The sequence below is a fragment of the Phenylobacterium sp. genome, assembly GCF_046290725.1.
Classification (GTDB): Bacteria; Pseudomonadota; Alphaproteobacteria; order Caulobacterales; family Caulobacteraceae; genus Phenylobacterium.
This window is the reverse complement of the sequence record NZ_JBKBUH010000001.1, coordinates 1659689-1682351: the sequence shown is the minus strand read 5'-3', so window position 1 is coordinate 1682351 and position 22663 is coordinate 1659689. Positions and strand designations below refer to the sequence as shown.

Sequence of the window (22663 nt, the reverse complement as noted above, 5' to 3'; positions counted from 1 at the left end):
GCGCATGGCCAGGAAGCTCGTCGTCATCGGCGCCGGCCCCATGGGACTGGCCGCGGCCTATGAAGGCCTGAAGCGCGGCTTCGAGGTGGATGTGCTGGAGGGCGACGACCGCGTGGGCGGGATGGCGGCGCACTTCGATTTCGACGGCCTGTCGATCGAGCGCTTCTACCACTTCTGCTGCCTGAGCGATCACGACACCCTGGCCCTGATGGACGAGCTCGGCCTGGGCGGCCGGATGCGCTGGGTTTCCACCAAGATGGGCTTCTATGTGGACGGAAAGCTCTATCGCTGGGGCGATCCGCTGGCGCTCCTGACCTTCCCGAAGCTCGATCCGGTCTCCAAGGTCCGCTACGGCCTGCAGGTCTTTCTTTCGACCAAGCGCAGCGACTGGCGCCGGTTGGACAGGATCAGCGCCAAGCAGTGGTTCATCGACTGGTCCGGCCATAAAGCCTACGACCGGCTCTGGCGCCCGCTGCTGGAGCTGAAGTTCTATGAACTCACCGACCAGGTTTCCGCCGCCTGGATCTGGCAGCGCATCAAGCGCCTGGGCCGCTCGCGCAAATCCCTGTTCGAGGAACGCCTGGGCTATGTGGAGGGCGGTTCGGAGACCCTGATGAACGCCCTGGCGGAGGCGATCGTCGCCAAGGGCGGACGCATCCACCTGAAGTCGCCTGCCGCCCGCATCCGCATCGAGAACGGCGCCGCGGTGGGCGTCGTCACCGCTGACAGCCGCGAATTCCCCGCCGACGAGGTGGTCTCCACCATCCCGACCCCCTACGTTCCGCCGCTGCTGGCCGAGGCACCGGAGGCGGTGCGCGCGCCCTATGCGCAGATCCGCAACATCGGGGTGGTCTGCGTCCTGCATCGCCTCGCCCAGCCGGTTTCGCAGAACTTCTGGGTCAATATCTCAGATCCCCGGATGGAGATTCCGGGGATCGTCGAGTTCTCCAACCTGCGGCCGGTGGGAGAGGACGCCATCGTCTACGTGCCCTACTACATGCCCCAGACGCATCCCAAGTTCGCCTGGCCCAACGAGGCCTTCGTCGAGGAGAGCTGGCGCTATCTGAAGATGCTGAACCCGGCCCTGACCGACGCCGACCTCAAGGCCAGCCACGTCGGGCGGCTGCGCCACGCCCAGCCGATCTGCGAGCCGGGTTTCGCCGAAATGATCCCCCCGGCGCGCACCCCCATCGCAGGCCTCAGCATCGCCGACACCTGCTTCTACTATCCCGAGGACCGCGGCGTTTCGGAGAGCATCCGGTTCGCGCGCGGCATGATTGCCGAGCTGCCGGCGCCATGAAGCGGCTCTTCGGCCTTTTCGCCTCCCGGCAATTCCTGAAGTTCCTGCTGGCGGGCGGAACGGCGGCCCTGCTGCAGTGGCTGTCGCGCTTCGCCTTCAGCCAGGTGGTCGACTTCGCCTGGGCGGTGGCGCTGGCCTATCTCGTCGGACTCGCGACCGCCTTCGTGCTGAACAAGCTCTTCGTCTTCGGCGCCTCGGGCCGGCCGGTGACGAGCGAGATGACCTATTTCGCCCTGGTCAACGCCGTTTCCTTTCCGATCGTCTGGGGCGTCTCGATCCTGTTCGGCGTGTTCCTGCTGCCGCATTTCCTGTCGCGGCCGCTCGCCGAGGCGCTGGGCAACGCCATTGGGATTGTCTCGCCCGTAGGTTTGAGTTTCCTGCTGCACAAGTTCGTCACCTTCCGGAAAGCCGCTTCGTAAGACCCGCCGTAGCCGCACTGGAGCCCACGTGACCGTCGCCAGCCTGTCCGAGACCGGCCCCCAGACGCCGCTGATCGTCGACATGGACGGGGCGCTGCTGCGCACCGACGTGCTGTTCGAGGCCTTCGCCGCCGGGCTCGCCCGCCGACCGGTCGCAACCCTGATGGCCCTGCGACACCTGCTCGGCGGCCGGGCGCGCTTCAAGCGGGCCGTGGCGGAGATCGCCGAGATCGACGTCGAGGCCCTGCCCCTGCGCGAGGACTTCGTCGAGCATCTGGCCGCGGAGAAGGCGACAGGCCGCCCGTTGCACCTGGTCACCGCCGCCGACCAGGAGGTCGCCCAGCGGGTCGCGGAGCGCGTGGGCCTGTTCGACAGCGTCGAAGGCAGCACGGACGGACGAAACCTGAAGGGATCGAAGAAGCTGGCGGCCATCCAGGCGCGGTTCCCCGAGGGCTTCGCCTATGCCGGCGACAGCAACGCCGACCTGAAGGTCTGGGCGGAGGCCGACAGCATCGTCCTGGCCGGCGCGCCAGCGCCGGTGGCCGCCCGCGCCGGCCGCCTCGCCAAGCCCATCGAGGCGCGCTTCGAACCGGCGCGCGCGAACCTTCGCACCTGGATGAAGGCGCTTCGCGTCCACCAGTGGAGCAAGAACGCCCTGGTCTTCGTGGCGATCGTCCTGGGTCACCTCTATCGGGAGCCGGAGGCGTGGATCGCCTCCTTCATGGCGCTGACGGCCATGTGCCTGACGGCGTCCGGCACCTACCTCTTCAACGATCTCTCCGACCTGGCCGCCGACCGCCGGCACCGTACGAAGCGGAACCGGCCGTTGGCCGACGGACGGATATCGGTCCAGACCGGGCTGATCCTCGCGCCGTTGCTGATCCTGGCGGGGCTGGCCGTCGGATTCGCCGGCTCGCTGGCGCTCGGCGCCCTGGTGACGCTCTATCTCGCCATGACGCTCAGCTACTCCATGGCGCTCAAGCGCGTGCCGATGCTGGACGTCACGATCCTGGGCGGGCTCTACACGGTGCGGGTGATCATCGGGGCCGTCGCGATCGGCGCCGTGCTCTCGCCCTGGCTCCTGACCTTCAGCTTCTTCTTCTTCTTCGCCATGTCGCTCGCCAAGCGGCACGTGGAGCTGGTCCGCCTGGCCGAGGAAGCGCCGCGCAAGGTGGACGGCCGCGGCTATTCGGCGACGGACGCCCCGCTCACCCTGGCCTTCGGGGTCTCGGCCACCACCGCCTCGATCCTGATCATCATGCTTTACATGGTCGAGGAGGCCTTCCCGTCCGGCGCCTACAGCGCGCCCGACTTCCTGTGGGCCGCGCCGGTGCTGGTGGCGATCTGGACCATGCGCATCTGGCTTCTGGCCCAGCGGGGCGAGCTGCATGACGATCCTGTCGCCTTCGCGGTGCGCGACAGGGTGAGCTGGGCCCTGGGCGCGGTGTTCGGCGTCTGCTTCATCGCCGCCACGGTCAGCTAACCCGATGCTGCACCGGACGAAGACCTGGCGCTCCTGGGGGCGCACGATCCGCGCCGAGCACAGCCTTGCGCGCCCGGCCTTCGGCGATCAGGTCCGTCCGGCCATGGCCGAGGCGAGAGCAGCCGGCCTTTCGATGTTGCCGGTCGGGCTCGGCCGGTCCTATGGCGACACCAACCTCGATCCCGGCCAGGCGCTCATCGACGTGAGCGGCCTGGACCGGTTCATCGCCTTCGACCCCGAGACCGGCGTGCTGCGCGCCGAGGCCGGCGCGTCGCTGGGCGAAATCCTGAAGCTCGTCGTTCCCCACGGCTGGTTCCTGCCGACCACGCCCGGGACGCGGTTCGTGACACTGGGCGGCGCGGTAGCCAACGATGTGCACGGCAAGAATCACCACAGCGCCGGAACCTTCGGCCGCCACGTCCGGCGCCTGGCTCTGCTGCGCACCGATCATCCGGACCTCCTGGAGATCGGGCCCGACGCGGAGCCCGAGCTCTTCGCCGCCACCGTGGGCGGAGTGGGCCTGACCGGCCTCATTCTCTGGGTGGAGATTCAGCTGGTTCGGATCGGCTCCACCAGCCTGGTCCAGCGCGTGCAGCCCTTCGAACGCTTGGCCGACTTCTTCCACATCGCCCGGGAGGCCGAGGGTCGCTGGGAGCACACCGTCGCCTGGATCGACTGTACCGCGAAGGGGCCTCGCCTCGGCCGCGGGCTCTTCAACATGGCCAACTGGTCGGAGGACGGCGAACGCCGGATCCACGACGACCGCAAGGGCCCGAGCCTACCCTTCCAAGCGCCGGGCTTCGCGCTGAACCCCCTGACGCTCAAAGCTTTCAACGCTCTTTACTACGCCAAGGGCCGGATGGGCGCTGGAACCTCCCGGGTCCATTACACCCAAGCCTTCTATCCGCTGGACGCCATCGGCCGCTGGAACCTGCTCTACGGCCCGCGCGGCTTCTTTCAACACCAGTGCTGGGCGCCGCACGGCGAAGCGCCCGACGCCATCGCCGCCATGCTGACCCGCATCGCCCGCAGCGGCGAAGGCTCGTTCCTGGCGGTGCTCAAGACCCTGGGCGACCTTCCCTCTCCCGGGCTGCTTTCCTTTCCCAGGCCCGGCGTCACCCTGGCGCTCGACTTCCGCAACAAGGGGCCCGAAACCCTGGCCCTCCTGGCGGACCTGGACGAAATCGTGCGATCGGCGGGCGGGCGGCTCTATGCGGCCAAGGACGGCCGCGCGCCGGCCGCCATGTGGCGGGCGGGCTATCCGGAACTGAAGCGCTTCGCGGCGTTCGTGGACCCGGCCTTCAATTCGGCCTTCTGGCGAAGGGTGTCGACATGACCGATGCAGTTTCCGGCCGCCGGGTGGTGGTGATCGGCGCCCTTTCGGCCATCGCCGAGGCGACCTGCCGCCGGCTGGCGGCCGAGGGCGCGGCGCTCGCCCTGCTGGCGCGGGATGAGACGCGATTGGAGGCGGTGGCGGAGGATCTGCGCCTGCGCGGCGCCGCTCAGGTGATTGTCAGGGCCGAAGACCTCGTGCGGTCCGATCCGGAGGCGGCCCTGGCGGCCTGCCGCGAGGCGCTGGGGGGGATCGACGCCATCCTGCTGTTCTACGGCCTGCTGGGCGACCAGGGGCGCGCCGAGCAGGACCTCGCCCACGCCCGGCAGATCCTGGACGTCAACTTCACCAGCGCCGCCGGCTGGATGTTGGCCGGCGCGCAAGCTCTGGAGGCGCGAGCCGAAGCGGGCGGCGTGCTGCTGGCGGTCTCCAGCGTCGGCGGCGACCGCGGCCGCCGCTCCAACTATGTCTACGGCGCGGCCAAGGGTGGCCTTTCGATCCTGATGCAGGGGATCGCCCATCGATTCGGCGCGGCCGGGCGCCACCGCGCGGTGGTCATGAAGCTCGGCTTCGTCGACACGCCGATGACCGCCGGGTTCGACAAGGGAGGGCCGCTCTGGGCGCAACCGGATCAGATCGCGGCCGCGATCCGCAGGGCGATGGATCACGGCGGCCCCATCGTCTATGCGCCGTTCTTCTGGCGATGGATCATGCTGGCGATCCGCCTGACGCCCCAGGCGATCTTCAACCGCGTGAATCTGTAGGCCATAGTTGCTCATCCGGGGGTAGAGCCGCGGAAGCCGGGCGAAACCCTCCGCACCCGACGCAGTTCCAGCCCCTGTCGAGCTTGAGCCGCCGAGAGACGGAACCCACAGAACGGGTTCGCTGAACACGCTCGGTTGTGAACCTGCCGCAAAGGTCGAGTTTGCTTTTCAAAGTTGAAATAAGGGCCTTAACTCCTTGGCAAATCCCGGTCTCCGCCCCCACGGGGCGGCGATGGGGGGTCAGGAGGGCGCGCCATGGCTCCGCTACCGTCGAACAAGGCTCCGGATCCGATGGACGTCGCCCTGGGCGCGGCCGTACGCCTGCGGCGTCGCACCATCGGCATGTCGCAGGAAGCGCTGGCCGAGCAGTGCGGGGTCAGCTTCCAGCAGATCCAGAAATACGAGAACGGCGCCAACCGCATCTCCTTCTCGCGCCTCGTCCAGATCGCCCGGGCGCTGAAGTGCCGGGTGGTGGACCTGATGGACGTGCTGGACACGCCCGCCGGGGAAGGCGGGGAGACCGACCTGCTCAGCCGGATGCGAACACCGGGCGCCCTGGAGTTGCTGGCCGCCTATGAGCGGATGCCGCAGGAGGCGCGATCCTATCTCGTCAATCTGCTGCGAAGCCTCACCGATACGCCGGCGCGCCGGCGCGAAATGGCGTAAGGCGCCTCAGCCGCCCGCCAGCACCTTGTCGATCACCGCCTTGGCCTCGGCGCTGGACCAGTCGGCGTCGCCTGACAGCCGCGCCCGCTCGCGTCCATCGGCGCCGTAGATGACGGTGGTCGGCATGCCCGCCGCCGGCGGCGTGAAAGCGAAGGGCAAGGCCATCTTCGGGTCGTGATAGAAGGCGAGCGGCGCGTGCTTGGCGATGAAGGCGCGCGCCTTTTCCTCGTCCGCCGGGCGGTCGATGCTGATGGTCACGACCTTCACGGGCTTGCCTTCATAGCTCGCCGCCAGCTTGGCCAAGGTCGGCATCTCGATCACGCAGGGCGCGCACCAGGTCGCCCACAGGTTCACCACCGCCACCTGGCCCTGGAAGTCGGCGATGCGCACCGGCGCGCCGCTGGCGTCGACGAAGCTGTTGGCTGGTGGAACGGTCGCCTCGGCGGGGAAGGTCAGCTTCGACATCTCGCCGCGCGCCAGCTTCTTCAGGTCGCTGGCCTGCTGGGGGTTTTGGGAAGCCTGGGCGATGATGTAGACAACGGCCGCGACGCCGATCCCGGCGACGCCCCAGAGGGCCAGCTTCAACGGATCCCGCTTGGGTTTGGCCGCTTCGTCACCCGATTGCCCGCTCATATGACCGACACATCCTCGCCTGGTTCCAACACGCCCGCTTCCGGCCAGGGGCAGGCCATGTGGGGCGGACGTTTCACGGCCAAGCCGGCCGAGCTGATGCAGGCGATCAACGTCTCCATCGGCTTCGACAGGCGCATGGCCGCCCAGGACTTGGCCGGCTCCCGCGCGCACGCGGCGATGTTGCGCAAGCAGGGCGTCATTTCAAGCGAGGACGAAGGCGCGATCCAGCAGGGCCTGGCGACCATCGAAGCCGAGATCCAGGCTGGGACCTTCCCGTTCCGCGAGGAGTTCGAGGACATCCACATGAACGTGGAGGCCCGCCTGCGAGAGCTGATCGGCGCCCCCGCCGGGCGGCTTCACACGGCGCGCTCCCGCAACGACCAGGTGGCCCTGGACTTCCGCATGTGGGTGCGCGAGGCCTGCGACCGCACCATCGGTCAGATCCACGCCCTGCAGAAGGCCCTGCTGGCCAAGGCCGAACCGCACGCGGCGACCCTGACGCCTGGCTTCACCCACCTGCAGCCGGCCCAGCCGGTGACCTTCGGCCATCATCTGATGGCCTATGTGGAGATGTTCGGCCGCGACGCCGCGCGCTTCGCCGACGCCCGCGCGCGGATGAACGAGTGCCCGCTGGGGGCCGCGGCCTTGGCCGGCTCGCCCTTTCCCATCGACCGGCATGCGACGGCGCAGGCTTTGGGCTTCGAGCGCCCCACGGCAAACTCGCTGGACAGCGTGGCCGACCGGGACTTCGCCCTGGAGAGCCTGGCCGCAGCCAGCATCTGCGCCACCCACCTGTCGCGCCTGGCCGAAGAGATCGTCATCTGGATGACGCCGCAGTTCGGCTTCGTGAAGCTGTCGGACGCCTTCACCACCGGCTCGTCCATCATGCCGCAGAAGAAGAATCCCGACGCCGCCGAGCTCGTCCGCGCCAAGGCGGGCCGACTGCTGGGCTCCTTCACCCAGCTTTCTGTGGTGATGAAGGGTCTGCCGCTCACCTATTCGAAGGACATGCAGGAGGACAAGGTCCCGACCTTCGAGGCCTTCGACGCCCTCGAGCTGTCGCTGGCCGCCATGACCGGAATGGTCGCCGACATGGAGCCCGTGGCCGAACGGATGGCCCAGGCCGCCGGAGCCGGCTACGCCACGGCGACCGACCTGGCCGACTGGCTGGTGCGGACCCTGGACATGCCGTTCCGCGACGCGCATCACGTGACGGGCGCGGCGGTGAAGCGCGCCGAGACGCTGGGGGTGGATCTGGCCGAACTGCCGCTGGCCGAACTGCAGGCGCTGGAGCCGCGCGTCACCGCCGAGGTTTTCCAGGTGCTGACGCCGGAAGCTTCCGTCGCCAGCCGCAAGAGCTACGGCGGCGCCTCGCCGGAACAGGTCCGCGCCCAGATCGCGCGGTGGAAGGAGATTTTGGCATGACCCTTCGCCCGACGACCGTCCTCGCCCTCGTCGCCGCCCTGGCGGCGGCCGGCTGCGGCAAGCTCGGCGAGTTGGAGCGCCCCGGCCCGCTGCTCGGCGGCGCCACGGGCGCCGACGCCGGGCCCGAGCCCGCCCGGACCGTGCGCACCGTCGATCCACGCAGCCACGACGATCGGCCGCTGCCGCCGCGCACCCTGCCGATCGACTCCCAGCCCAGCGCCACCTCCAGCACGCCGCAAGGCGCCCTGCCCGACCCGTACAACAATCCGCGATGAACCATTTCGAGCTCCGCGGGGGCGAGCTCTTCTGCGAAGGCGTGCCGCTGGCGCGCCTGGCGGGCGAGGTCGGGACGCCGCTCTACGTCTATTCGACCGCGACGCTGGAGCGGCACTACACCGTCCTGCGCGATGCGCTGATGGCCGAAGGGATCCGCGGCGAACACGGGGGCGAGCCGCTGATCGCCTTCGCCGTGAAGGCCAATTCCAACCTGGCGGTGCTGAAGACCCTGGCGCGCCTGGGCTCGGGCGCCGACACGGTCTCCGAAGGCGAGATCCGCCGCGCGCTGGCCGCCGGGATTCCCGCCGAGAAGATCGTCTTTTCCGGCGTCGGCAAGACCGAGGGCGAGATCGCCTTCGCCCTGAAGTCCGGCGTCTCGGAGGTCAATGTCGAGTCCGAACCGGAGCTGGAGCTGGTCTCAAAGGTCGCCCGATCGCTCGGAACGCGCGCGGTGATCGCCATCCGCGTCAATCCCGACGTCTCGGCCGGCGGCCACGAAAAAATCTCCACCGGCAAGGCCGACAACAAGTTCGGGGTGTCCTTCTCTGAGGCCGAGCGGCTCTACGCCAAGGCCGCCAACGACGCCGGCCTGCGCCCGGTGGGCGTGACCTGCCACATCGGCAGCCAGATCACCGACCTCGCCCCCATGGCCGCCGCCTTCGCCAAGATGCGCGGCCTGGTCGAGCGCCTGCGGGCCGAGGGGCATCCCGTGGAGCGTCTGGATCTCGGCGGCGGCCTCGGCGCGCCCTATTTCAACACCCCCGAACCGCCGCCCCCGGCCGATTACGCCCGGATGATCGCGCAGACCATGGCGGGCCTCGACATCGCCTATTCCTTCGAGCCTGGCCGGATGATCGCCGCCAACGCCGGCGTGCTGGTGGCCCGGGTGCTGCACATCCATGCACGGCCCGAGGGGCGGAAGTTCGCGGTGCTGGACGCAGCCATGAACGACCTCATCCGGCCGGCCATGTACGAGGCCTATCACGAGATCGTCCCGGTGAAGCCGCGTCCGGGAGCGCCGGAGGTCTACGACGTCGTCGGCCCCATCTGCGAGACAGGCGACACCTTCACCCGCGAGCGCGCCCTGCCCCCCCTGCAGGCCGGCGATCTGGTGGCCTTCCTGACCGCCGGAGCCTATGGCGCGGTGATGTCGAGCGAATACAACAGCCGCCGACTGGTCCCCGAGGTGCTGGCCAAGGGCGAGGACTGGGCGGTGGTCCGGCCGCGCCCCACCTACGAGGACATGCTGGCCCGGGAAGCCCCCGCGCCCTGGCTCTCCGTCTAAACCCTTCCTGAACCTGCCTCTGCCAGTTTGCCGCAGGTCCTGAAGGCGGGAAGCGAAGTGGCGCGGCTGAACGACATCCTCGACGACGGTCGCGCGGGCGCTACGCTCAAGCAAACCCAGCGCAGCCGGGCTAACCGCTGGCTGCTCCTCACGCTGGTGGGCGTTCTACTCTGGCTTGAATTCGACTGGAGGGCTCTGGCCGCGTGGGCGGTCGCAAACCTCATCCTGGAACTACTTCTGGTGGTTAGCGCGGTAGTTTACGCGAATGCTGGCGGCGACATCCGACGCACTCGTATCACCCGCCTGCTCACTGCAGCCGCCTTCAGCATCGTCTGGACCGGCATGGCTGCGGGTTGCTGGATCTATGGCTCGCTGGTCCTGAAGTTCGCAGCCCTGCTGGTGGTCTTCGGCGTGCTGCTGGAGGCTGTGAAATATGCTGCGCTCAGCCGCTCGGCTTTCCTGGCGATCGCACCCTTCCCAATTCTCGCCCTTACGCTCGCCCCACTGTCGCTCGCCGCCGAGGCGCCCCGGCAAATCCTGTTCGTGATCGGCGCCCTCGCCGCTCTCGGCATCTGCCTCATTCACGTGGCGCGCGCCCTGCGCGCCAACGCCGTCGCCCTGGAGAAGGCCCAGGAGGAGGCTCTGGAGGCCAGCCGCGCCAAATCCGCCTTCCTGGCCATGATGAGCCACGAGTTGCGCACGCCGATGAACGGCGTGCTGGGCATGGCCCACGCCCTGGCCGCCACCAAGCTGACGCCGCAGCAATCCAACTATCTGGACATGATCGTGCAGTCCGGCGACGGGCTGCTGGCCGTCCTCAACGACGTGCTCGACCTTTCCAAGATAGAGGCCGGAAAGCTGGAGCTGGAGTCGGCGCCCTTCGACATCGAGCGCCTGGGTCGCCAACTCTACATGCTCTGGAGCGAGACGGCTCGCGCCAAGGGGCTGGAACTGTCCCTGACCGTCGACCCCGGCCTCCCCTCCTGGGTGGCGGGAGATGCGGTGCGGGTCCGGCAGGTGGTGACCAACCTCGTCTCCAACGCGCTGAAGTTCACCCAGCAGGGAATCGTTTCCCTCCGGCTGACGCCGGCGATCGAGGGCGGCGTGGAGATCGTGGTGGCCGACACCGGCATCGGCATGACCCGCGAACAGCAGGCCCGGCTGTTCCAGGCCTTCACTCAGGCCGAGGTCTCGACCACGCGCCGCTTCGGCGGCACGGGCTTAGGCCTCTCCATCTGCCGTCAGCTGACGGAGATGATGGGCGGGCACATCCACGTGGAGAGCGCCCCGGGCGAGGGCTCGACCTTCCGGGTCGTCCTGCCGCTGGCGGCGGCCGAGCCGCCGTCGGACGCCGAATACGCCGCCCGCGCGGTCACCCTGGCCGGCCGCAGAATCCTGGTGGTGGACGACAACGCCGTGAACCAAGCGGTGGCGCGCGCCATCCTGGAAGCCGCCGATGCGATCGTCATCACCGCCGAGGACGGTCTCGACGCCCTGGAGAAGCTGACCGGCGGCTCTTTCGACCTAGTGCTGATGGACGTGCATATGCCGCGCATGGACGGGCTGGAGGCCTTGCGCCGCATCCGGGCCGGCGAGACCGGGCGGCCGGGAATCCCGGTCCTGGCGCTGACCGCCGACGCCATGTCGGGGGAGGGCGAGCGGCTGCTGGCGCTCGGCTTCGACGAGGTGCACCCCAAGCCACTGCAGCCGGCCGAACTGATGCGCTCTGTCGCCGCCTGGTGCGATCGGCCGATCGAATTCGCGCGCCGCTCGGCCTGAAGCCTCAGTCCAGCGCACCGATATAGGGCAGGCCGCGCAGCGTGCCGGCCGCGTCCATGCCGTAGCCCACCAGGAAACGGGCCGGCGCCTCCCAGGCGACGAAGTCCGGCGTGATCGCCCGGGGCGTCGGCCAGGGCTTGGAGGCGAAGACCGCCGTCAAGGCGCGGCTGGCGCCGGCGTCGCGCACTAGGCGATGGGCCTCCGAAAGCGACAGGCCGGTGTCGATCACGTCGTCGAGGATGAGCGCCGTGCGCCCGGCCAGCGGCCGCTGCAGGTCGGCGCGCACCTCGCAGCGCCCCAGGCTCGCCCGCTCGTCGCCATAGGAGGCGAGCCACAGGGCGTCGAAGCGCACGTGACGTCCGTTGCGCGCCAGGGCCCGCGTCAGATCCGCGGCGAACCACAGCCCCCCGGTCAGCAGGCAGACGGCCACGGTGTCGTCGTCGATCTCCGGTGCGATGCGTCGGGCGAGGCCTTCGACCCGGGCGGCGACCTCGGCCTCGTCGACCAGGACGACGGGTTCGCGCCCTCCCGCCGCCTGGGTCACGGCTGCGCCCCTTCCGGATGGACCGGCAGGGCGTCGGGGGAACCGGCCGGCAGGGGCAGGGCCTCCACGGCAGGCAGTTCGGTCGAGGGGCGCAGGGCCGGCGTCTCCTCCACCGGCGCGCGGATCTTGGCCTGGGGCGCGGTCTTGGCGGTCCTGGCGTCCTCGTCCAGGGCGAAGCCGATCTCCAGCCAGGCGGCGGTGCGCGGCGGATCGAGGACGGCGATGGCGAAGTGCCGCGTCTCGCCGGGGGGCACCGTGGCGTCGGCCGGCCGCGCGATCTTGGTGGAGACCGGCCGATTGTTCTGGTCCAGCAGGCGGATGCGCAGCGGCGGCGAGACCACCGGATGGTCCTCGATATTGCGGATGGAGCCGGACACCGACATGGCCGGGTGGCCGTCCTGCAGCGAGGGCTCCCATTGGGCGTTCTCGATCACCAGGCCCAGGCTGTTCACCGGCAGGCCGATGCTGGCGTAGGCGCTGGCCGCCTGCGGCCACAGACGCACCACGTCGACGCGGAACACCACCGCCACGGCGGCCATCACCACCAGGGCGCCCGCCATGGCCGCCCAGACGATGCCCGTCGTCGCCGCTTCGCGCACCCGGCGCTCGGTCTCCGCCCGCTGGCGGAACGCCCTGGGCAGAGCCTCGCCCGGCAGTTCGCTGACGGCGGGCTCGGGTTCTTCCGCCGGCGCGGCCTCGCGGGCTACGGCGCCTTCCTCCTCCGAGACCTCGAGCTCGAGTTCCTCAGAACGATGCGCGGTCCAGCGCGCGCCGCACGCGGCGCACTTCACGGCCCGGCCTTCCGCGGGGATCTTGGAATCGTCCACGAAATAGCTGGTGGCGCACTCTGGACAGGTCAGTATCATGCGGCCGAATCGCGACGCTCCCGCAACCTCCATCGAGGTCGCCGATTTCGGCCTTCATGTCCAGAAACCCTAACGCATCCGGCGCGCACGACGCCGACAACGCCGTCGTCCGCTTCGATGATGTATCGATGCGTTACGGGCGCGCGCCCGAGACCCTCCGCGACCTCTCCTTCTCGCTGGCGCCGGGTTCGTTCCACTTCGTCACCGGCGCCTCGGGGGCCGGCAAGTCCTCGCTGCTGAAGCTGATCTTCCTGGCGGCCAAGCCGTCGCGCGGCCTGCTCCACCTGTTCGGCCAGGACGTCTCGACCGTGGCGGCCGAGGACCGGCCGTTCCTGCGCCGCCGGATCGGGGTGGTGTTCCAGGACTTCAAGCTGCTGGACCATCTGTCGGCCTTCGACAACGCCGCCCTGCCTCTGCGCATCGCCGGCCGCCGGCCGGCCAGCTACCGCCAGGACGTGGCCGAGCTCCTGGCCTGGGTAGGCCTGCGCAGCCGCATGCACGCCATGCCCGCCACGCTGGCGGGCGGCGAGAAGCAGCGGCTGGCCATCGCCCGCGCGGTGGTCAACCGCCCGGATATCCTGCTCGCCGACGAACCCACCGGCAATGTGGACCACGAGATGGCCTTGCGGATCTTCCGCCTGTTCGTGGAGCTGAATCGCCTGGGGGCCACGGTGCTGATCGCCACCCACGACCGGGACCTGGTGGCGCGATCGGGCATGCCGGTGCTGCACCTGGAGCAGGGGCGGCTGGTCGAGGGCGGGGCGCCCGCCCGGTGAGTCCGCTCGATCCCGACCGCTGGCGCCCGGCGCCCTTCCTGCCCGACGGCGACAGCCGCGACGGGGCGCTGATCTTCGTGGTCGCGACGCTGTGCTTCCTGGCCTGCCTGACGGCGCTGTCGGTGCTGGCGGCCAACCGCGCCGCCCGCGGCTGGAGCGGTCAGCTCGCCGCCGAGGCCACGGTGATCGTGCGCGCCAAGGCCAACGAGACTCCAGATGGAGCGGCCGCGCGGGCGGCCGAGACCCTCGCCGGGGTTCCCGGCGTAGCGGAAGCCCGGGCCCTGGAGAAGGAGAAGGCCGAGGCGCTGGTCGCCCCCTGGCTGGGCGATCTGGCTGATCTCGGCGACCTGCCGGTGCCTCGCCTGGTGGAAGTGCGGCTGGAACGCGAGAACCCGGCGACGGCCGCGGCGCTGGACCGCGCGCTGAAGACACAGGGCCTGGATGCGGTGGTGGACGACCATTCGGTTTGGATGGAGGACATCCAGCGGGCGGCGCGCGTGGCCCAAGGCTTTGGGGCGGCGGTCTTCCTGCTGATCGCCGGCGCCGCGGGCGCGACGGTGGCCTTCGCCACCCGCGCGGGCCTGGCGGCGCATCGCGACGTGGTCGAGGTGCTTCACCTGGCCGGCGCGGAGGATGGTTTCATCGCCCGGCTATTCCAGGCGCGCTTCGCCCGCATGGCCGCGACGGCGGGCTTGTTCGGCGCGGCGGGCGCGGCGATCATCGGCGCCGTCCTACGCATCTCCGGGGGAGGCGAAGGCTTGACGCCCGTACTGCCGATCCGCTGGATCGATCTGGTCGCGGTGGTCCCCGCCCCGCTGCTTGCGGCGGCCGTGGCGGCGGCGGCCGCGCGCCTGACGGCCCAGGCGCTGATCCGCGAGCTGGATTGACGTTCGCCATGAAGGGACTGGTCGCAATCATCGTTCTGGCGGTCATCTGGGCTTCCGGCTTTCTGGCCTTCGTCGCCCGGGTCGAGCGCTCGACCCCGCCCAGGGATCCCGGACGCGCCCAGGGCGTGGTGGCCCTGACCGGCGCCGGCTCCAACGAGCGGATCGGCGCGGCCATGGAGCTGCTTGAGAACGGCCGCGCCCAGCGGATGCTGGTCTCCGGCGTCAGCCGCGAGGCCTCGCGGGAGGACATCCGCATGGTCAGCCGCGCGGCGCGCCGGCTCTACGATTGCTGCGTCGATCTCGGCTTCAGCGCCGCCAACACCGTCGGCAATGCGCGCGAAACCCAGGACTGGGCGCGCGCCATGCGCTTCGACAGCCTGATCGTCGTGACCGCCGACTACCACATGCCGCGCGCCATGCTGGAGCTGCGCGGGGCCATGCCGGACGCACGGCTGGTCGCCTATCCGGTGCGGACCTCGGTGGTGGATCCGGCAAGGTGGTGGCGCACGACCGGCGGCGTCCGGTTGATGGTGGGCGAGTATTCCAAGTATCTGGCCATCCTGGGCCGCGAAGCGGTGCTGAGTCTCGGCGGCCGGCCCGAGCCCGCCGCGGCCGCGAAGAAAGGCTGAACGCGTTGATCGCCCTCCGCTCCTTCCTGTTCGTCGTGCTGTTCTATCTGTGGTCGGCGGCGGTCGCGATCCTGTGCACGCCGCTGCTGCTGGGGCCGTCGAGCTGGATCCTGCGGATGTTCGCCCTCTGGGGGCGCGGCATCGCCGTGCTGCTGCGGGCGGTGTGCGGGATCAGGGTGGAGGTGCGCGGCCGGGAGCACCTGCCCACCGGCCCCGCCTTGGTCGCGCCCAAGCATCAGTGCATGTACGACGTCTTCGCCCAGTTCGCCTGGCTGCCGGCCTCCTGCTTCGTGATGAAGAAGGAGCTGATGTGGATTCCCTGGTTCGGCTGGTACGCCCGCAAGGTGAAGATGATCGTCGTGGATCGGGACGGCCATGCCGCGGCGCTGAAGAAGCTGGTGCGGGAATCCCGGGAGCGCTTCGCCGAGAACCGCCAGGTGGTGATCTTCCCCGAGGGCACGCGCGGAGACCCGGGCGTCGCCGGCGACTACAAGCCCGGCATCGCGGCCCTCTATCGCGAGATCGACGTGCCGGTGCATCCGGTCGCGACCAATTCCGGCGTGCACTGGCCCCGGCACGGCTTCATCCGCAAGCCGGGGACCATCGTCTTCGAATACCTGGAGCCGATCCCGCCCGGCCTGAAACGGGCGGAATTCATGCGCACCCTGGAAGAGCGGATCGAAACCGCCTCGGCCAAGCTGCTGCCGCTCTAATCTACGGCGCCAGGAACGCCTGGGTCGCCTCGATGGCCTCCACTAGGCCCAGGCGCTCGACCGTCACGCCGGGCGGCAGGCCCGAGAACAGCCGCGTCGGGGCCTGGGCGTCCAGCATCACGAAGACGCCCTTGTCGTCGGCCCGGCGGATCAGACGGCCGAAGGCCTGGGCGATGCGGCCACGGGCGAGGGCGTCGTCATAGGCCTTGCCGCCGAAGCGGGCGCGGCGAGCCTTGTGCAGGATGTCGGGCCGCGGCCAGGGCACCCGGTCGAAGACCAGCAGGCGCAGCGAGCGGCCCGGCACGTCGACGCCGTCGCGCACCGCATCGGTGCCCAGCAGGCAGGCGTCCTCCTCGGCGCGGAAGATGTCGACCAGGGCGCCGACCTCAAGCGGATCGACGTGCTGGGCGTAGAGGGCCAGGCCCTTGTCGGCGAGCGGCGCGGCGATGCGGTCGTGCACCGCCCGCAGCCGGCGGATGGCGGTGAAGAGGCCAAGCCCGCCGCCGCCGGCGGCCAGGAACAGCTCGCGCATGGCCGCGGCCACCTGGCGCGGATCATCCCGCCCCACGTCGGTGACCACGAAGGCCCGCGCGTTGGCGGCGTAGTCGAAGGGCGAGGCGAGCTTCAGCGTCTTCGGCCGGTCCGGCAGCCGGGCGGCCCCGGTGCGCATCTCTGCGAGGGCGAAGGGATCGTCGAGGGTGGCGTCCGACAGGGTGGCGCTGGTCACCAGCACCCCATGCGCCGGCGCGATCACCGCATTGGTCAGGGGTTCGGTGGGATCGACCCAATGGCGGCGGCAGGCGGCGTCGACGACGCGGCCATAGAGGAAGGTGGCGTCGAACCAGTCGACGAAGTCCGGATCGTCCTCGGCGTCCTCGTCGATGGCCCGCAGCATGGAGCGCCAGGCCGGCAGCAGCATGCGGCAGCGGCGGTCCAGGCCCCGCAGCGCCCCTTCGATCCGCGCCCGGTCGCTGGTGACCATCTGGGCCGCCTCGTCGTCGAGCAAATCCTCGAGGTGGCGGGCGAGCGCCAGCAACGGCGCCTCGATCCGCCCCAGAGCTACGGCGGCGTCGCGGGCGGTGGCGCGGACCAGGTCGAGCGCCGGCCGGGCGGCGCACTCCATGCCGATGTCGGAGGCGGCCGCACGGGCGCGCAGCTGTTCGATCACCGCCACCAGGAACGCCTCGATCGGCCCGATCGGATTGACCTCGCCGTTCGGCGGCGCGATGCGGCCGGACCACCCCTCGCCCGGCAGGGCGGCGGCGGCGTGGAGCGCGTCGGTGAGCGCGCGGCGCGCCTCCTCCCGGTCGCCCAGCATGTCCATCAGGCGGGCTTCCAGCCCCCGGCCGCGGCGGCCGCGGCCCTCGGGACCCCGGATCCAGCGCCGCAGCTCGGCGGCTTCCGCCCCCGAAAGCGCCGCCGAAAAGGCGGCGTCGGCGGCGTCGAACAGGTGGTGGCCCTCGTCGAAGACGATGCGCTTGAGCTGGGTGGTTTCGCCGTCGGCCTTGGAGCCGCGGGCCGCCCGCGCGCCGTCGAAGGCCGCCTGGGTCAGCACCAGGGCGTGATTGGCGATCACGAGGTCGGCCCGCCGCGAGCCGCGTATCGCCTTCTCCACGAAACAGGTGCGGTAGTGGGGACAGCCGGCGTGGATGCACTCCCCGCGCCGGTCCACCAGATTGGCGGCGCTGGCCTGGGCCGCCGGCGGCGTGGCGAAGAGGGTCGGCAGCCAGGCCGGGAAGTCGCCGCCGGTCATGTCGCCGTCGCGGGTGGCGCGCGCCCAGCGGGCGGAAAGGCCGAGGCCGATCAGGTCCGCCCCGCCGAGCTGGGCGGTGTTGGCCATTTCCTGGAAATTGAGCAGGCAGAGATAGTTCTCCCGCCCCTTGCGGACCACGGCCTTCTTCGCCCGCGCCTTGGGATCGGGGAACACCGCGTGGCTCTCCCGCTCGATCTGGCGCTGCAAGGCGCGGGTATAGGTCGAGACCCAGACCGCCGGTCCGTTCGCCTCGGCCCAGAGCGAGGCCGGCGCCAAATAGCCGAGCGTCTTGCCCACGCCCGTGCCGGCCTCGGCCAGCATCATCCGCGGCTCGCCCTCGCGCTCGCGCGGCTGGAAGGCGAAGGCGGCCTCGGCGGCGAACTCGGCCTGGGCGGGACGAGCCTCGTCCAGCCCAGCCCGTTGCAGGAGTTCGGCCAGCCGGTCCGCTGCGGCGTCGCCCCCTACGGGCTTCGAACCCGCCTCGCCGGCGGGCGCCTGGTCCTCCCACTCCATGATCCGGGTCCAGACGTCGAGGCCGGAGCTTCGGAACTGGTTGCCGACCGGCGCCGAGCGGAGGGCGCCGATGACCGCCGGCCCCCAGGCCCAGCCGGCGCGCGCCAGGGTCTCCGCCAGAGCCAGCGCCTCCTCCCGGCTGGGCTGGGGTTCGGCGGCCAATTCCGCCAGCAGGCGCGTACAGGCTTCCCGCAGGGCGGCGGCCTGGGCGGCCGCCCCCTTCGGCTCCTCCAGACCCAGCGCCAGGGCGAGGCCGGCCGCGGACGGCGCGCAGAACCTGGCCGGCCGGACGAAGGCGAAGAGCTCGAGCGCGTCGAACATCCGCGGCGAACGCGGCGGCGCGTTCAGACCCAGGCGCCGCGCGGTCATCGCCGCGTGGGCCGTCAGGACGGGGCCGCCTTCGAAGAGGTCGCGAGCCTCGGGCGGGCGGATCGCCTCGGCGCGCCCCGCATCGGCGGCGGCGGCCCGGGGCCCGGGCAGGACCACCAGGGCGGGCGCGAGATCGAGGGCGGGGGCGAGCGCGTTCACCCGGACTTGCTACCCGACTCCGCCCCGAAACGAAACGGGAACCCATCGCCCCCGGCGAAGTCGTCGCATTGGCCTGCTATCGAGGGCTTCGCCCTCTGGATCGGCAGAACGCACGAAGTGGCCGCTCAAGCCATGGCTCCGCTTTGCGGCGGCGGGCAAAGCGGCTAGGCCTGCAATGCGAGGGCGGGCGACGGAAGCAGGAGACGGACGACCGAATGCTGACCAGGCTCCTCGACGCCTACCTCGCCGCGCCCCGCCACCGGGGGAAGAAGTGGCTGCTGCGCCATCTGCTGCTGCCGCTGGTTCAGGGGCGGCCCGTGCGCTCCTACTACGGGGTGCGTATGCACGCCCGCCCGCGCGACTTCACCAATCTCGCCTCGATCTCAGGCTGCTTCCGTTCCGACTACGACGACGTCTTCGCCGAGGTGAGCGCGCTCCAGCCCGGCATGGCCTTCATCGACATCGGCGCCAATGCCGGCCTCTTCTCCCTGGTCGCGTCGCAGCGCGTGGGCGAACGGGGCGTGGTCCTGGCGTTCGAACCGTCGCTGCCGGTCTTCCGGGACCTGGTCGCCAATGCGGCGGCGAACGGCGCGCGCAACCTGTTCCCCTTCAACGCCGCGGTCGGAGAGGCGACGACGATCGCGCGCTTCGCGCCGGGAAAGGACTCCCACTCCGGCGTCGGGCGGCTGGACCGGTCGGGCGAGGCGTCGGTGCTGCAGATGCATTTCGACGGCCTGGCGGCCCTGTTCGACGAGATTCTCGGCGAGCGGGAGACGGTGATCAAGATCGACGTGGAGGGCGCGGAAGGCCAGGTGGTCGCCGCCTTGCGCCAGTTCCTCCGGCGCCCACAGGTGCGGACCGTGATCGCCGAGATCGATCCCGAATTCCTGCGCCGGTTCGGCCATGACGAACACGGCCTCTACGCCGCCTTCGCCGAGGCCGGGTTCGAGCCGCGCCGCGGCCTGGGCGCGGCGGCCCACTACAACGAGGTCTTCGTCCGCGTCGGCCCGGCGGTCAGCGCGCCGCCGGCGAGGCCGGCGCTAGCCGCGAAAGCGCATGCCGTCCCAGTTCCATGATCCGCCGCTCGGCCCCTGGGCCGCGGCCGGAGGCCATCCATAAGCCGAGGTGGACAGCCACGTAGGCGCCGCCTCCCAGCAGCACCTGGAAGCCGACCCGCAACGCCAGCCGCCCAGGATCCTCGCCCGCAGGCAGGAACGGGCCCGCCAGGGCGAGCAGACCCGCCATGGCCGCGACGCTGGCGGCCGTGCGCCACACCGCCTGCAGTTGTCGCAGAACCCGCATGCCGGCGAGCTGGCGGATCAGCCAGGCGTTGACGCCCACATGGATCAGCCCGGCCAGGAAACGCCCCACGACCACGCCGAGCAGCCCGCCGAGGACCAGCCCGCCGACCACGAACGGGATGCGCGTGACGAAGACCAGCAGGTCGCGCTGGAACATCAGCTTGGTGCGACCCAAGGCCAGGCCGAGCGGCTGCGATGTGAGAGTGAGCGTCTGGATCGCGTAGAGGCAGGCCATGATCTGGATGACCAGGGCCGCCGGAAGCCATTTCTCGCCGAGCACCAGCAGAACCACCGGCTCAGCCACATAGGCGAGCCCGATCCCCAGCGGGGCGGCGATGGCGAAGGTCAGGGCCTGGGAGGCGGCGACGGCTTCCTGCAGACGGGGTCGGTCCTCGCGCACGGCCGCGAAGCCGGCGAACAGCACCTGGACGAAGGGCGTGGTCGCCTCCCGCGTCGGGATCGCCGCGAGATCTCCACCGACCTTGTAGAAGCCCAGGTCCGTCTTGCTGAGGAACCGACCGATCAGGAGCTGATCGAGGTTCCAGTTCAAGGTGTTGACGATCTGGCCCAGGGTCAGCCAGCCGGAGAACGACCAGAGCTCGCGCGCCTTGGCCAGGCTGACGCGCGGACGATAGGGGGCGAACAGGTAGGAGAGCGCCACATTGGCCGCCTGGGCCACCACCGAACCGACCACCAGCGCCCAATAGCTGCGGTAGATCAGGGCGATGGCCGCCGCGGCCAGGAAGCCGGCGAGCTTCGATCCGGCGCCGAGGGCGAATTCCTGCCAGAAGATCAGTTGCTTGGCCATCAAGGGGATGCGCGGATTGCTCGCGCCATTGATCATCGCCGCCAGGGCCAGCAGCAGCATCACCGGGAAGAGGCGCGGGTCGTGGTAGAAGAGCGCCACGGGCCAGGCGAGGCCTGAGAACACCACGCCTACCAGCAGGGCGCGCGCCATGTTGAGCGTCCAGGCGGTGTTCAGGTGGTCTTCGCCCGGCGCCTTCGAATGGATCAGGGCGCTGGAGAGCGAGAGCTCGGTGACCGCGCCGAGAATCGCCAGCACGCCGGTGGCGATGGCGACGAGGCCGAAATCCGCCGGCGTCAGCAGCCGGGCGAGCAGCAGGGTGCTCAGGAACCCGATCAGGTTCACGACCAGGCGCGCGGCCACCAACCAGGCCGCGCCGCGCACGAGGCGGCCCTTCAGGCTTGGCACCTGGCGCCCCCCACGATGATCCATGGCCGAAGCCTAATCGCGCGGCCCTCCGAGCGCCACGCCCGCCGCCTGCCAGAGCAGACGGACCGCGCTGCGGGTCGGCCGGAGCGCCAGGGAGCGGGCGGCCGCCCTGGCCGCGCCAGCCGGGTCGCCGAAATCGTACAGCATGATCTGAGCCAGGCGATGCTTATGGCGCGCCCTCACCTTCCTGCGCTCGTAGCCGCTCACCCCCTCCAGGGCGCGTGTGAACATCACCTCGTGCCCCGCGAAGACGGCGTCGCGGTTGCGGGAAATCCGCCCGTCGGAGTCCTGGAAGAAGGTCACCATCGGCTCGCGCACGATGGCGAACGCCCCCACCTGCCGCAGCTTCAGCCACAGATCCCAGTCCTGGCAACTGGGCAGGTCGGGATCGAAGCCCCCCACCGCATCGAAGGCGTCGCGTCGGACCATCGAGGAGGAGGTGCTTCCCACCACATTGGCGCCGCGCAGGCTCGCCACGTCCACCACCGCCGGCGGCGCAACCTCGAAGTCGCCGTCCTTGGACTCGTACCGCAATCCGGTGAAGCTTGCGACCGCATCCGGCGCGCCCTCCAGCGCCTGGGTCTGGGCGGCGTGCTTGTCCGGCCGCCAGGCGTCGTCGGAATCGAGGAAGCAGATCCAGTCGCAGCGGGTGGCGGCCACGCCGCGGTTGCGCGCCGCCGCCGCCCCGCCGGACGCCGGCAACCGCACCAGCCGTACGCGGTCGTCGCGCCGGGCGAGGGTCTCGACGATCTCCGGCGTGTCGTCGGTGGAACCGTCGTCCACGACGACCACCTCGTCGACCGGAAGGGTCTGGGCGAGCGCGCTCTCCACGGCCCGGCCGATCAGACTCGCACGGTTCCGGGCGGGGATCACCACTGCCGACGCCATCGATCTCCTCCAAGCTCGGGCCCAAGGCTTAGGCGGCCCGCCTCGGCTCGTACAGCCGAGGCCTGCGGACTCTCGAGGCGCTTCTAGCAAACGCCCAGGGTTTGATCGCCCGCGCTGCTATGACGCTTCGATGTCGAAAAGGCGGCGGCGCTCGCGCCTCAAGGCACGGGGATCGGACGGCAGACGGTGACGCCGCGATCGTCGACGCAGGCCATGCCGCGGTCGCCCTGCCCGCGACGATCGCGGAACAGCAGCACCCGAGGCGCCGGCCCCTTGGGATAGGGTCCTGCGACGGCCGGTGGCGGAGCCACATAGGGCGCCTGCGGCAGGGCGGCGAGCGCTGCGGCTTCGGCGATGCAGCGGGCGCCGTCATAGACCTGGCCGCGCGGACAGTCGGGCGGGGCGGTTCCGCTCTGATGAAGCATGCGGCCCGTCGGGCGGGCGCGGCCGTCGTCCCCGCGGCACCACAGCTCCAGCGTCCGGGCGTCGGGGCTGGCGCCGACCCAGTGACAGTTCGGCGGCGTGTCCACCTGGGCCGCGGCGGGTCCGCCCAGCAGGACGGCGAAGGCGAGGCCCAATCCGAGGTGTCGCATTTCGCGTCTCCAAAGACCTGCGCCATGAGCCCCCCGCTGCGGCTCATCGTCAAGCCGCTTGCGTGAAACGGAACG

22 protein-coding genes are annotated in these 22663 nt (G+C 70.6%); 15 read left to right on the top strand and 7 right to left on the bottom strand.

Annotation, left to right across the window (positions count from 1 at the left end):
- Window positions 1-4 precede the first annotated feature (4 nt).
- From ACK41C_RS08805 to ACK41C_RS08780, 6 genes are all read left to right on the top strand, one after another.
- The gene (locus ACK41C_RS08805) at window positions 5-1300 is read left to right on the top strand and encodes an NAD(P)/FAD-dependent oxidoreductase (RefSeq protein WP_409652898.1); all 1296 of its coding nucleotides are present in this window, start codon (window positions 5-7) and stop codon (window positions 1298-1300) included.
- The gene (locus tag ACK41C_RS08800) at window positions 1297-1719 is read left to right on the top strand and encodes a GtrA family protein (protein WP_409652896.1); all 423 of its coding nucleotides are present in this window, start codon (window positions 1297-1299) and stop codon (window positions 1717-1719) included. Before ACK41C_RS08805 ends, ACK41C_RS08800 begins: the two co-directional genes overlap by 4 nt.
- Window positions 1720-1747: 28 nt before the next feature.
- Window positions 1748-3202 carry a UbiA family prenyltransferase gene (locus tag ACK41C_RS08795; protein ID WP_409652895.1) on the top strand — a complete coding sequence of 485 codons (1455 nt, stop codon included), beginning with the start codon at window positions 1748-1750 and terminating at the stop codon, window positions 3200-3202.
- Window positions 3203-3206: 4 nt separating this feature from the next.
- Window positions 3207-4538 (top strand): FAD-dependent oxidoreductase, encoded by a 1332-nt coding sequence (locus tag ACK41C_RS08790; RefSeq protein WP_409652894.1) that lies wholly within the window; start codon window positions 3207-3209, stop codon window positions 4536-4538.
- Window positions 4535-5299 (top strand): SDR family NAD(P)-dependent oxidoreductase, encoded by a 765-nt coding sequence (locus tag ACK41C_RS08785; RefSeq protein WP_409652892.1) that lies wholly within the window; start codon window positions 4535-4537, stop codon window positions 5297-5299. The genes ACK41C_RS08790 and ACK41C_RS08785 overlap by 4 nt, the downstream gene beginning before the upstream one ends.
- A gap of 255 nt (window positions 5300-5554) precedes the next feature.
- Window positions 5555-5965: a helix-turn-helix domain-containing protein gene (locus tag ACK41C_RS08780; RefSeq protein WP_409652890.1), complete on the top strand. Its 411-nt coding sequence runs from the start codon at window positions 5555-5557 to the stop codon at window positions 5963-5965.
- Between the two features lie 6 nt (window positions 5966-5971).
- On the opposite strand, the gene ACK41C_RS08775 is transcribed toward ACK41C_RS08780, so the two are convergent.
- Complete coding sequence (locus ACK41C_RS08775; protein ID WP_409652888.1) at window positions 5972-6598, bottom strand: TlpA family protein disulfide reductase; 627 nt, start codon at window positions 6596-6598, stop codon at window positions 5972-5974.
- On the opposite strand from ACK41C_RS08775, the gene argH reads away from it, so the two are divergent.
- From argH to ACK41C_RS08755, 4 genes are read left to right on the top strand one after another with little or no spacing between them, the layout of a single operon-like run.
- Window positions 6599-8023 (top strand): argininosuccinate lyase, encoded by a 1425-nt coding sequence (gene argH, locus ACK41C_RS08770; RefSeq protein WP_409652886.1) that lies wholly within the window; start codon window positions 6599-6601, stop codon window positions 8021-8023.
- Window positions 8020-8298 (top strand): hypothetical protein, encoded by a 279-nt coding sequence (locus tag ACK41C_RS08765; RefSeq protein WP_409652885.1) that lies wholly within the window; start codon window positions 8020-8022, stop codon window positions 8296-8298. Before argH ends, ACK41C_RS08765 begins: the two co-directional genes overlap by 4 nt.
- Window positions 8295-9584: a diaminopimelate decarboxylase gene (gene lysA, locus ACK41C_RS08760; protein ID WP_409652883.1), complete on the top strand. Its 1290-nt coding sequence runs from the start codon at window positions 8295-8297 to the stop codon at window positions 9582-9584. The genes ACK41C_RS08765 and lysA overlap by 4 nt, the downstream gene beginning before the upstream one ends.
- 57 nt (window positions 9585-9641) lie before the next feature.
- Window positions 9642-11363, top strand: coding sequence for an ATP-binding protein (locus tag ACK41C_RS08755; RefSeq protein ID WP_409652882.1), 1722 nt, complete (start codon window positions 9642-9644; stop codon window positions 11361-11363).
- 4 nt (window positions 11364-11367) lie between these two features.
- Here ACK41C_RS08755 and ACK41C_RS08750 read toward each other — a convergent pair whose 3' ends face one another.
- Window positions 11368-11907: a phosphoribosyltransferase gene (locus ACK41C_RS08750; protein WP_409652880.1), complete on the bottom strand. Its 540-nt coding sequence runs from the start codon at window positions 11905-11907 to the stop codon at window positions 11368-11370.
- Entirely contained in the window at window positions 11904-12773 is an 870-nt protein-coding gene (locus ACK41C_RS08745) for a DUF3426 domain-containing protein (protein WP_409652879.1), read from the bottom strand. The genes ACK41C_RS08750 and ACK41C_RS08745 overlap by 4 nt, the downstream gene beginning before the upstream one ends.
- Window positions 12774-12829: 56 nt before the next feature.
- On the opposite strand from ACK41C_RS08745, the gene ftsE reads away from it, so the two are divergent.
- From ftsE to ACK41C_RS08725, 4 genes are read left to right on the top strand one after another with little or no spacing between them, the layout of a single operon-like run.
- A complete protein-coding gene (gene ftsE / locus ACK41C_RS08740) occupies window positions 12830-13549 on the top strand; it encodes a cell division ATP-binding protein FtsE (protein ID WP_409652877.1) in 720 nt (239 codons plus the stop codon).
- A complete protein-coding gene (locus ACK41C_RS08735) occupies window positions 13546-14436 on the top strand; it encodes a cell division protein FtsX (protein ID WP_409652875.1) in 891 nt (296 codons plus the stop codon). The genes ftsE and ACK41C_RS08735 overlap by 4 nt, the downstream gene beginning before the upstream one ends.
- Window positions 14437-14444: 8 nt before the next feature.
- Complete coding sequence (locus ACK41C_RS08730) at window positions 14445-15065, top strand: YdcF family protein (RefSeq protein WP_409652873.1); 621 nt, start codon at window positions 14445-14447, stop codon at window positions 15063-15065.
- Between the two features lie 5 nt (window positions 15066-15070).
- On the top strand, window positions 15071-15778 hold the full coding sequence (locus ACK41C_RS08725) for a lysophospholipid acyltransferase family protein (RefSeq protein WP_409652871.1): 708 nt from the start codon (window positions 15071-15073) through the stop codon (window positions 15776-15778).
- Between the two features lies 1 nt (window position 15779).
- Here ACK41C_RS08725 and ACK41C_RS08720 read toward each other — a convergent pair whose 3' ends face one another.
- Window positions 15780-18572 carry an ATP-dependent DNA helicase gene (locus tag ACK41C_RS08720; RefSeq protein ID WP_409652870.1) on the bottom strand — a complete coding sequence of 931 codons (2793 nt, stop codon included), beginning with the start codon at window positions 18570-18572 and terminating at the stop codon, window positions 15780-15782.
- Window positions 18573-18787: 215 nt separating this feature from the next.
- On the opposite strand from ACK41C_RS08720, the gene ACK41C_RS08715 reads away from it, so the two are divergent.
- Entirely contained in the window at window positions 18788-19648 is an 861-nt protein-coding gene (locus ACK41C_RS08715) for an FkbM family methyltransferase (protein ID WP_409652868.1), read from the top strand.
- On the opposite strand, the gene ACK41C_RS08710 is transcribed toward ACK41C_RS08715, so the two are convergent.
- From ACK41C_RS08710 to ACK41C_RS08700, 3 genes are all read right to left on the bottom strand, one after another.
- Window positions 19587-21110 (bottom strand): lipopolysaccharide biosynthesis protein, encoded by a 1524-nt coding sequence (locus tag ACK41C_RS08710; protein WP_409652867.1) that lies wholly within the window; start codon window positions 21108-21110, stop codon window positions 19587-19589. The two genes, ACK41C_RS08715 and ACK41C_RS08710, sit on opposite strands and share 62 nt — an antisense overlap.
- A gap of 9 nt (window positions 21111-21119) precedes the next feature.
- Entirely contained in the window at window positions 21120-21995 is an 876-nt protein-coding gene (locus tag ACK41C_RS08705; protein WP_409652865.1) for a glycosyltransferase family A protein, read from the bottom strand.
- Window positions 21996-22153: 158 nt separating this feature from the next.
- On the bottom strand, window positions 22154-22588 hold the full coding sequence (locus tag ACK41C_RS08700; protein WP_409652863.1) for a hypothetical protein: 435 nt from the start codon (window positions 22586-22588) through the stop codon (window positions 22154-22156).
- Window positions 22589-22663: the final 75 nt, after the last annotated feature.

What these genes read in the sequence shown, in the direction of transcription:
- ACK41C_RS08730 (WP_409652873.1), top strand. Translation starts at nt 14,445, where the DNA reads ATGAAGGGACTGGTCGCAATCATCGTTCTGGCGGTCATCTGGGCTTCC.
- ftsE (WP_409652877.1), top strand. Translation starts at nt 12,830, where the DNA reads ATGTCCAGAAACCCTAACGCATCCGGCGCGCACGACGCCGACAACGCC.
- ACK41C_RS08765 (WP_409652885.1), top strand. Translation starts at nt 8,020, where the DNA reads ATGACCCTTCGCCCGACGACCGTCCTCGCCCTCGTCGCCGCCCTGGCG.
- argH (WP_409652886.1), top strand. Translation starts at nt 6,599, where the DNA reads ATGACCGACACATCCTCGCCTGGTTCCAACACGCCCGCTTCCGGCCAG.
- ACK41C_RS08710 (WP_409652867.1), bottom strand. Translation starts at nt 21,110, where the DNA reads ATGGATCATCGTGGGGGGCGCCAGGTGCCAAGCCTGAAGGGCCGCCTC.
- ACK41C_RS08780 (WP_409652890.1), top strand. Translation starts at nt 5,555, where the DNA reads ATGGCTCCGCTACCGTCGAACAAGGCTCCGGATCCGATGGACGTCGCC.
- lysA (WP_409652883.1), top strand. Translation starts at nt 8,295, where the DNA reads ATGAACCATTTCGAGCTCCGCGGGGGCGAGCTCTTCTGCGAAGGCGTG.
- ACK41C_RS08705 (WP_409652865.1), bottom strand. Translation starts at nt 21,995, where the DNA reads ATGGCGTCGGCAGTGGTGATCCCCGCCCGGAACCGTGCGAGTCTGATC.
- ACK41C_RS08785 (WP_409652892.1), top strand. Translation starts at nt 4,535, where the DNA reads ATGACCGATGCAGTTTCCGGCCGCCGGGTGGTGGTGATCGGCGCCCTT.
- ACK41C_RS08790 (WP_409652894.1), top strand. Translation starts at nt 3,207, where the DNA reads ATGCTGCACCGGACGAAGACCTGGCGCTCCTGGGGGCGCACGATCCGC.
- ACK41C_RS08700 (WP_409652863.1), bottom strand. Translation starts at nt 22,588, where the DNA reads ATGCGACACCTCGGATTGGGCCTCGCCTTCGCCGTCCTGCTGGGCGGA.
- ACK41C_RS08775 (WP_409652888.1), bottom strand. Translation starts at nt 6,598, where the DNA reads ATGAGCGGGCAATCGGGTGACGAAGCGGCCAAACCCAAGCGGGATCCG.
- ACK41C_RS08715 (WP_409652868.1), top strand. Translation starts at nt 18,788, where the DNA reads ATGCTGACCAGGCTCCTCGACGCCTACCTCGCCGCGCCCCGCCACCGG.
- ACK41C_RS08800 (WP_409652896.1), top strand. Translation starts at nt 1,297, where the DNA reads ATGAAGCGGCTCTTCGGCCTTTTCGCCTCCCGGCAATTCCTGAAGTTC.
- ACK41C_RS08805 (WP_409652898.1), top strand. Translation starts at nt 5, where the DNA reads ATGGCCAGGAAGCTCGTCGTCATCGGCGCCGGCCCCATGGGACTGGCC.
- ACK41C_RS08745 (WP_409652879.1), bottom strand. Translation starts at nt 12,773, where the DNA reads ATGATACTGACCTGTCCAGAGTGCGCCACCAGCTATTTCGTGGACGAT.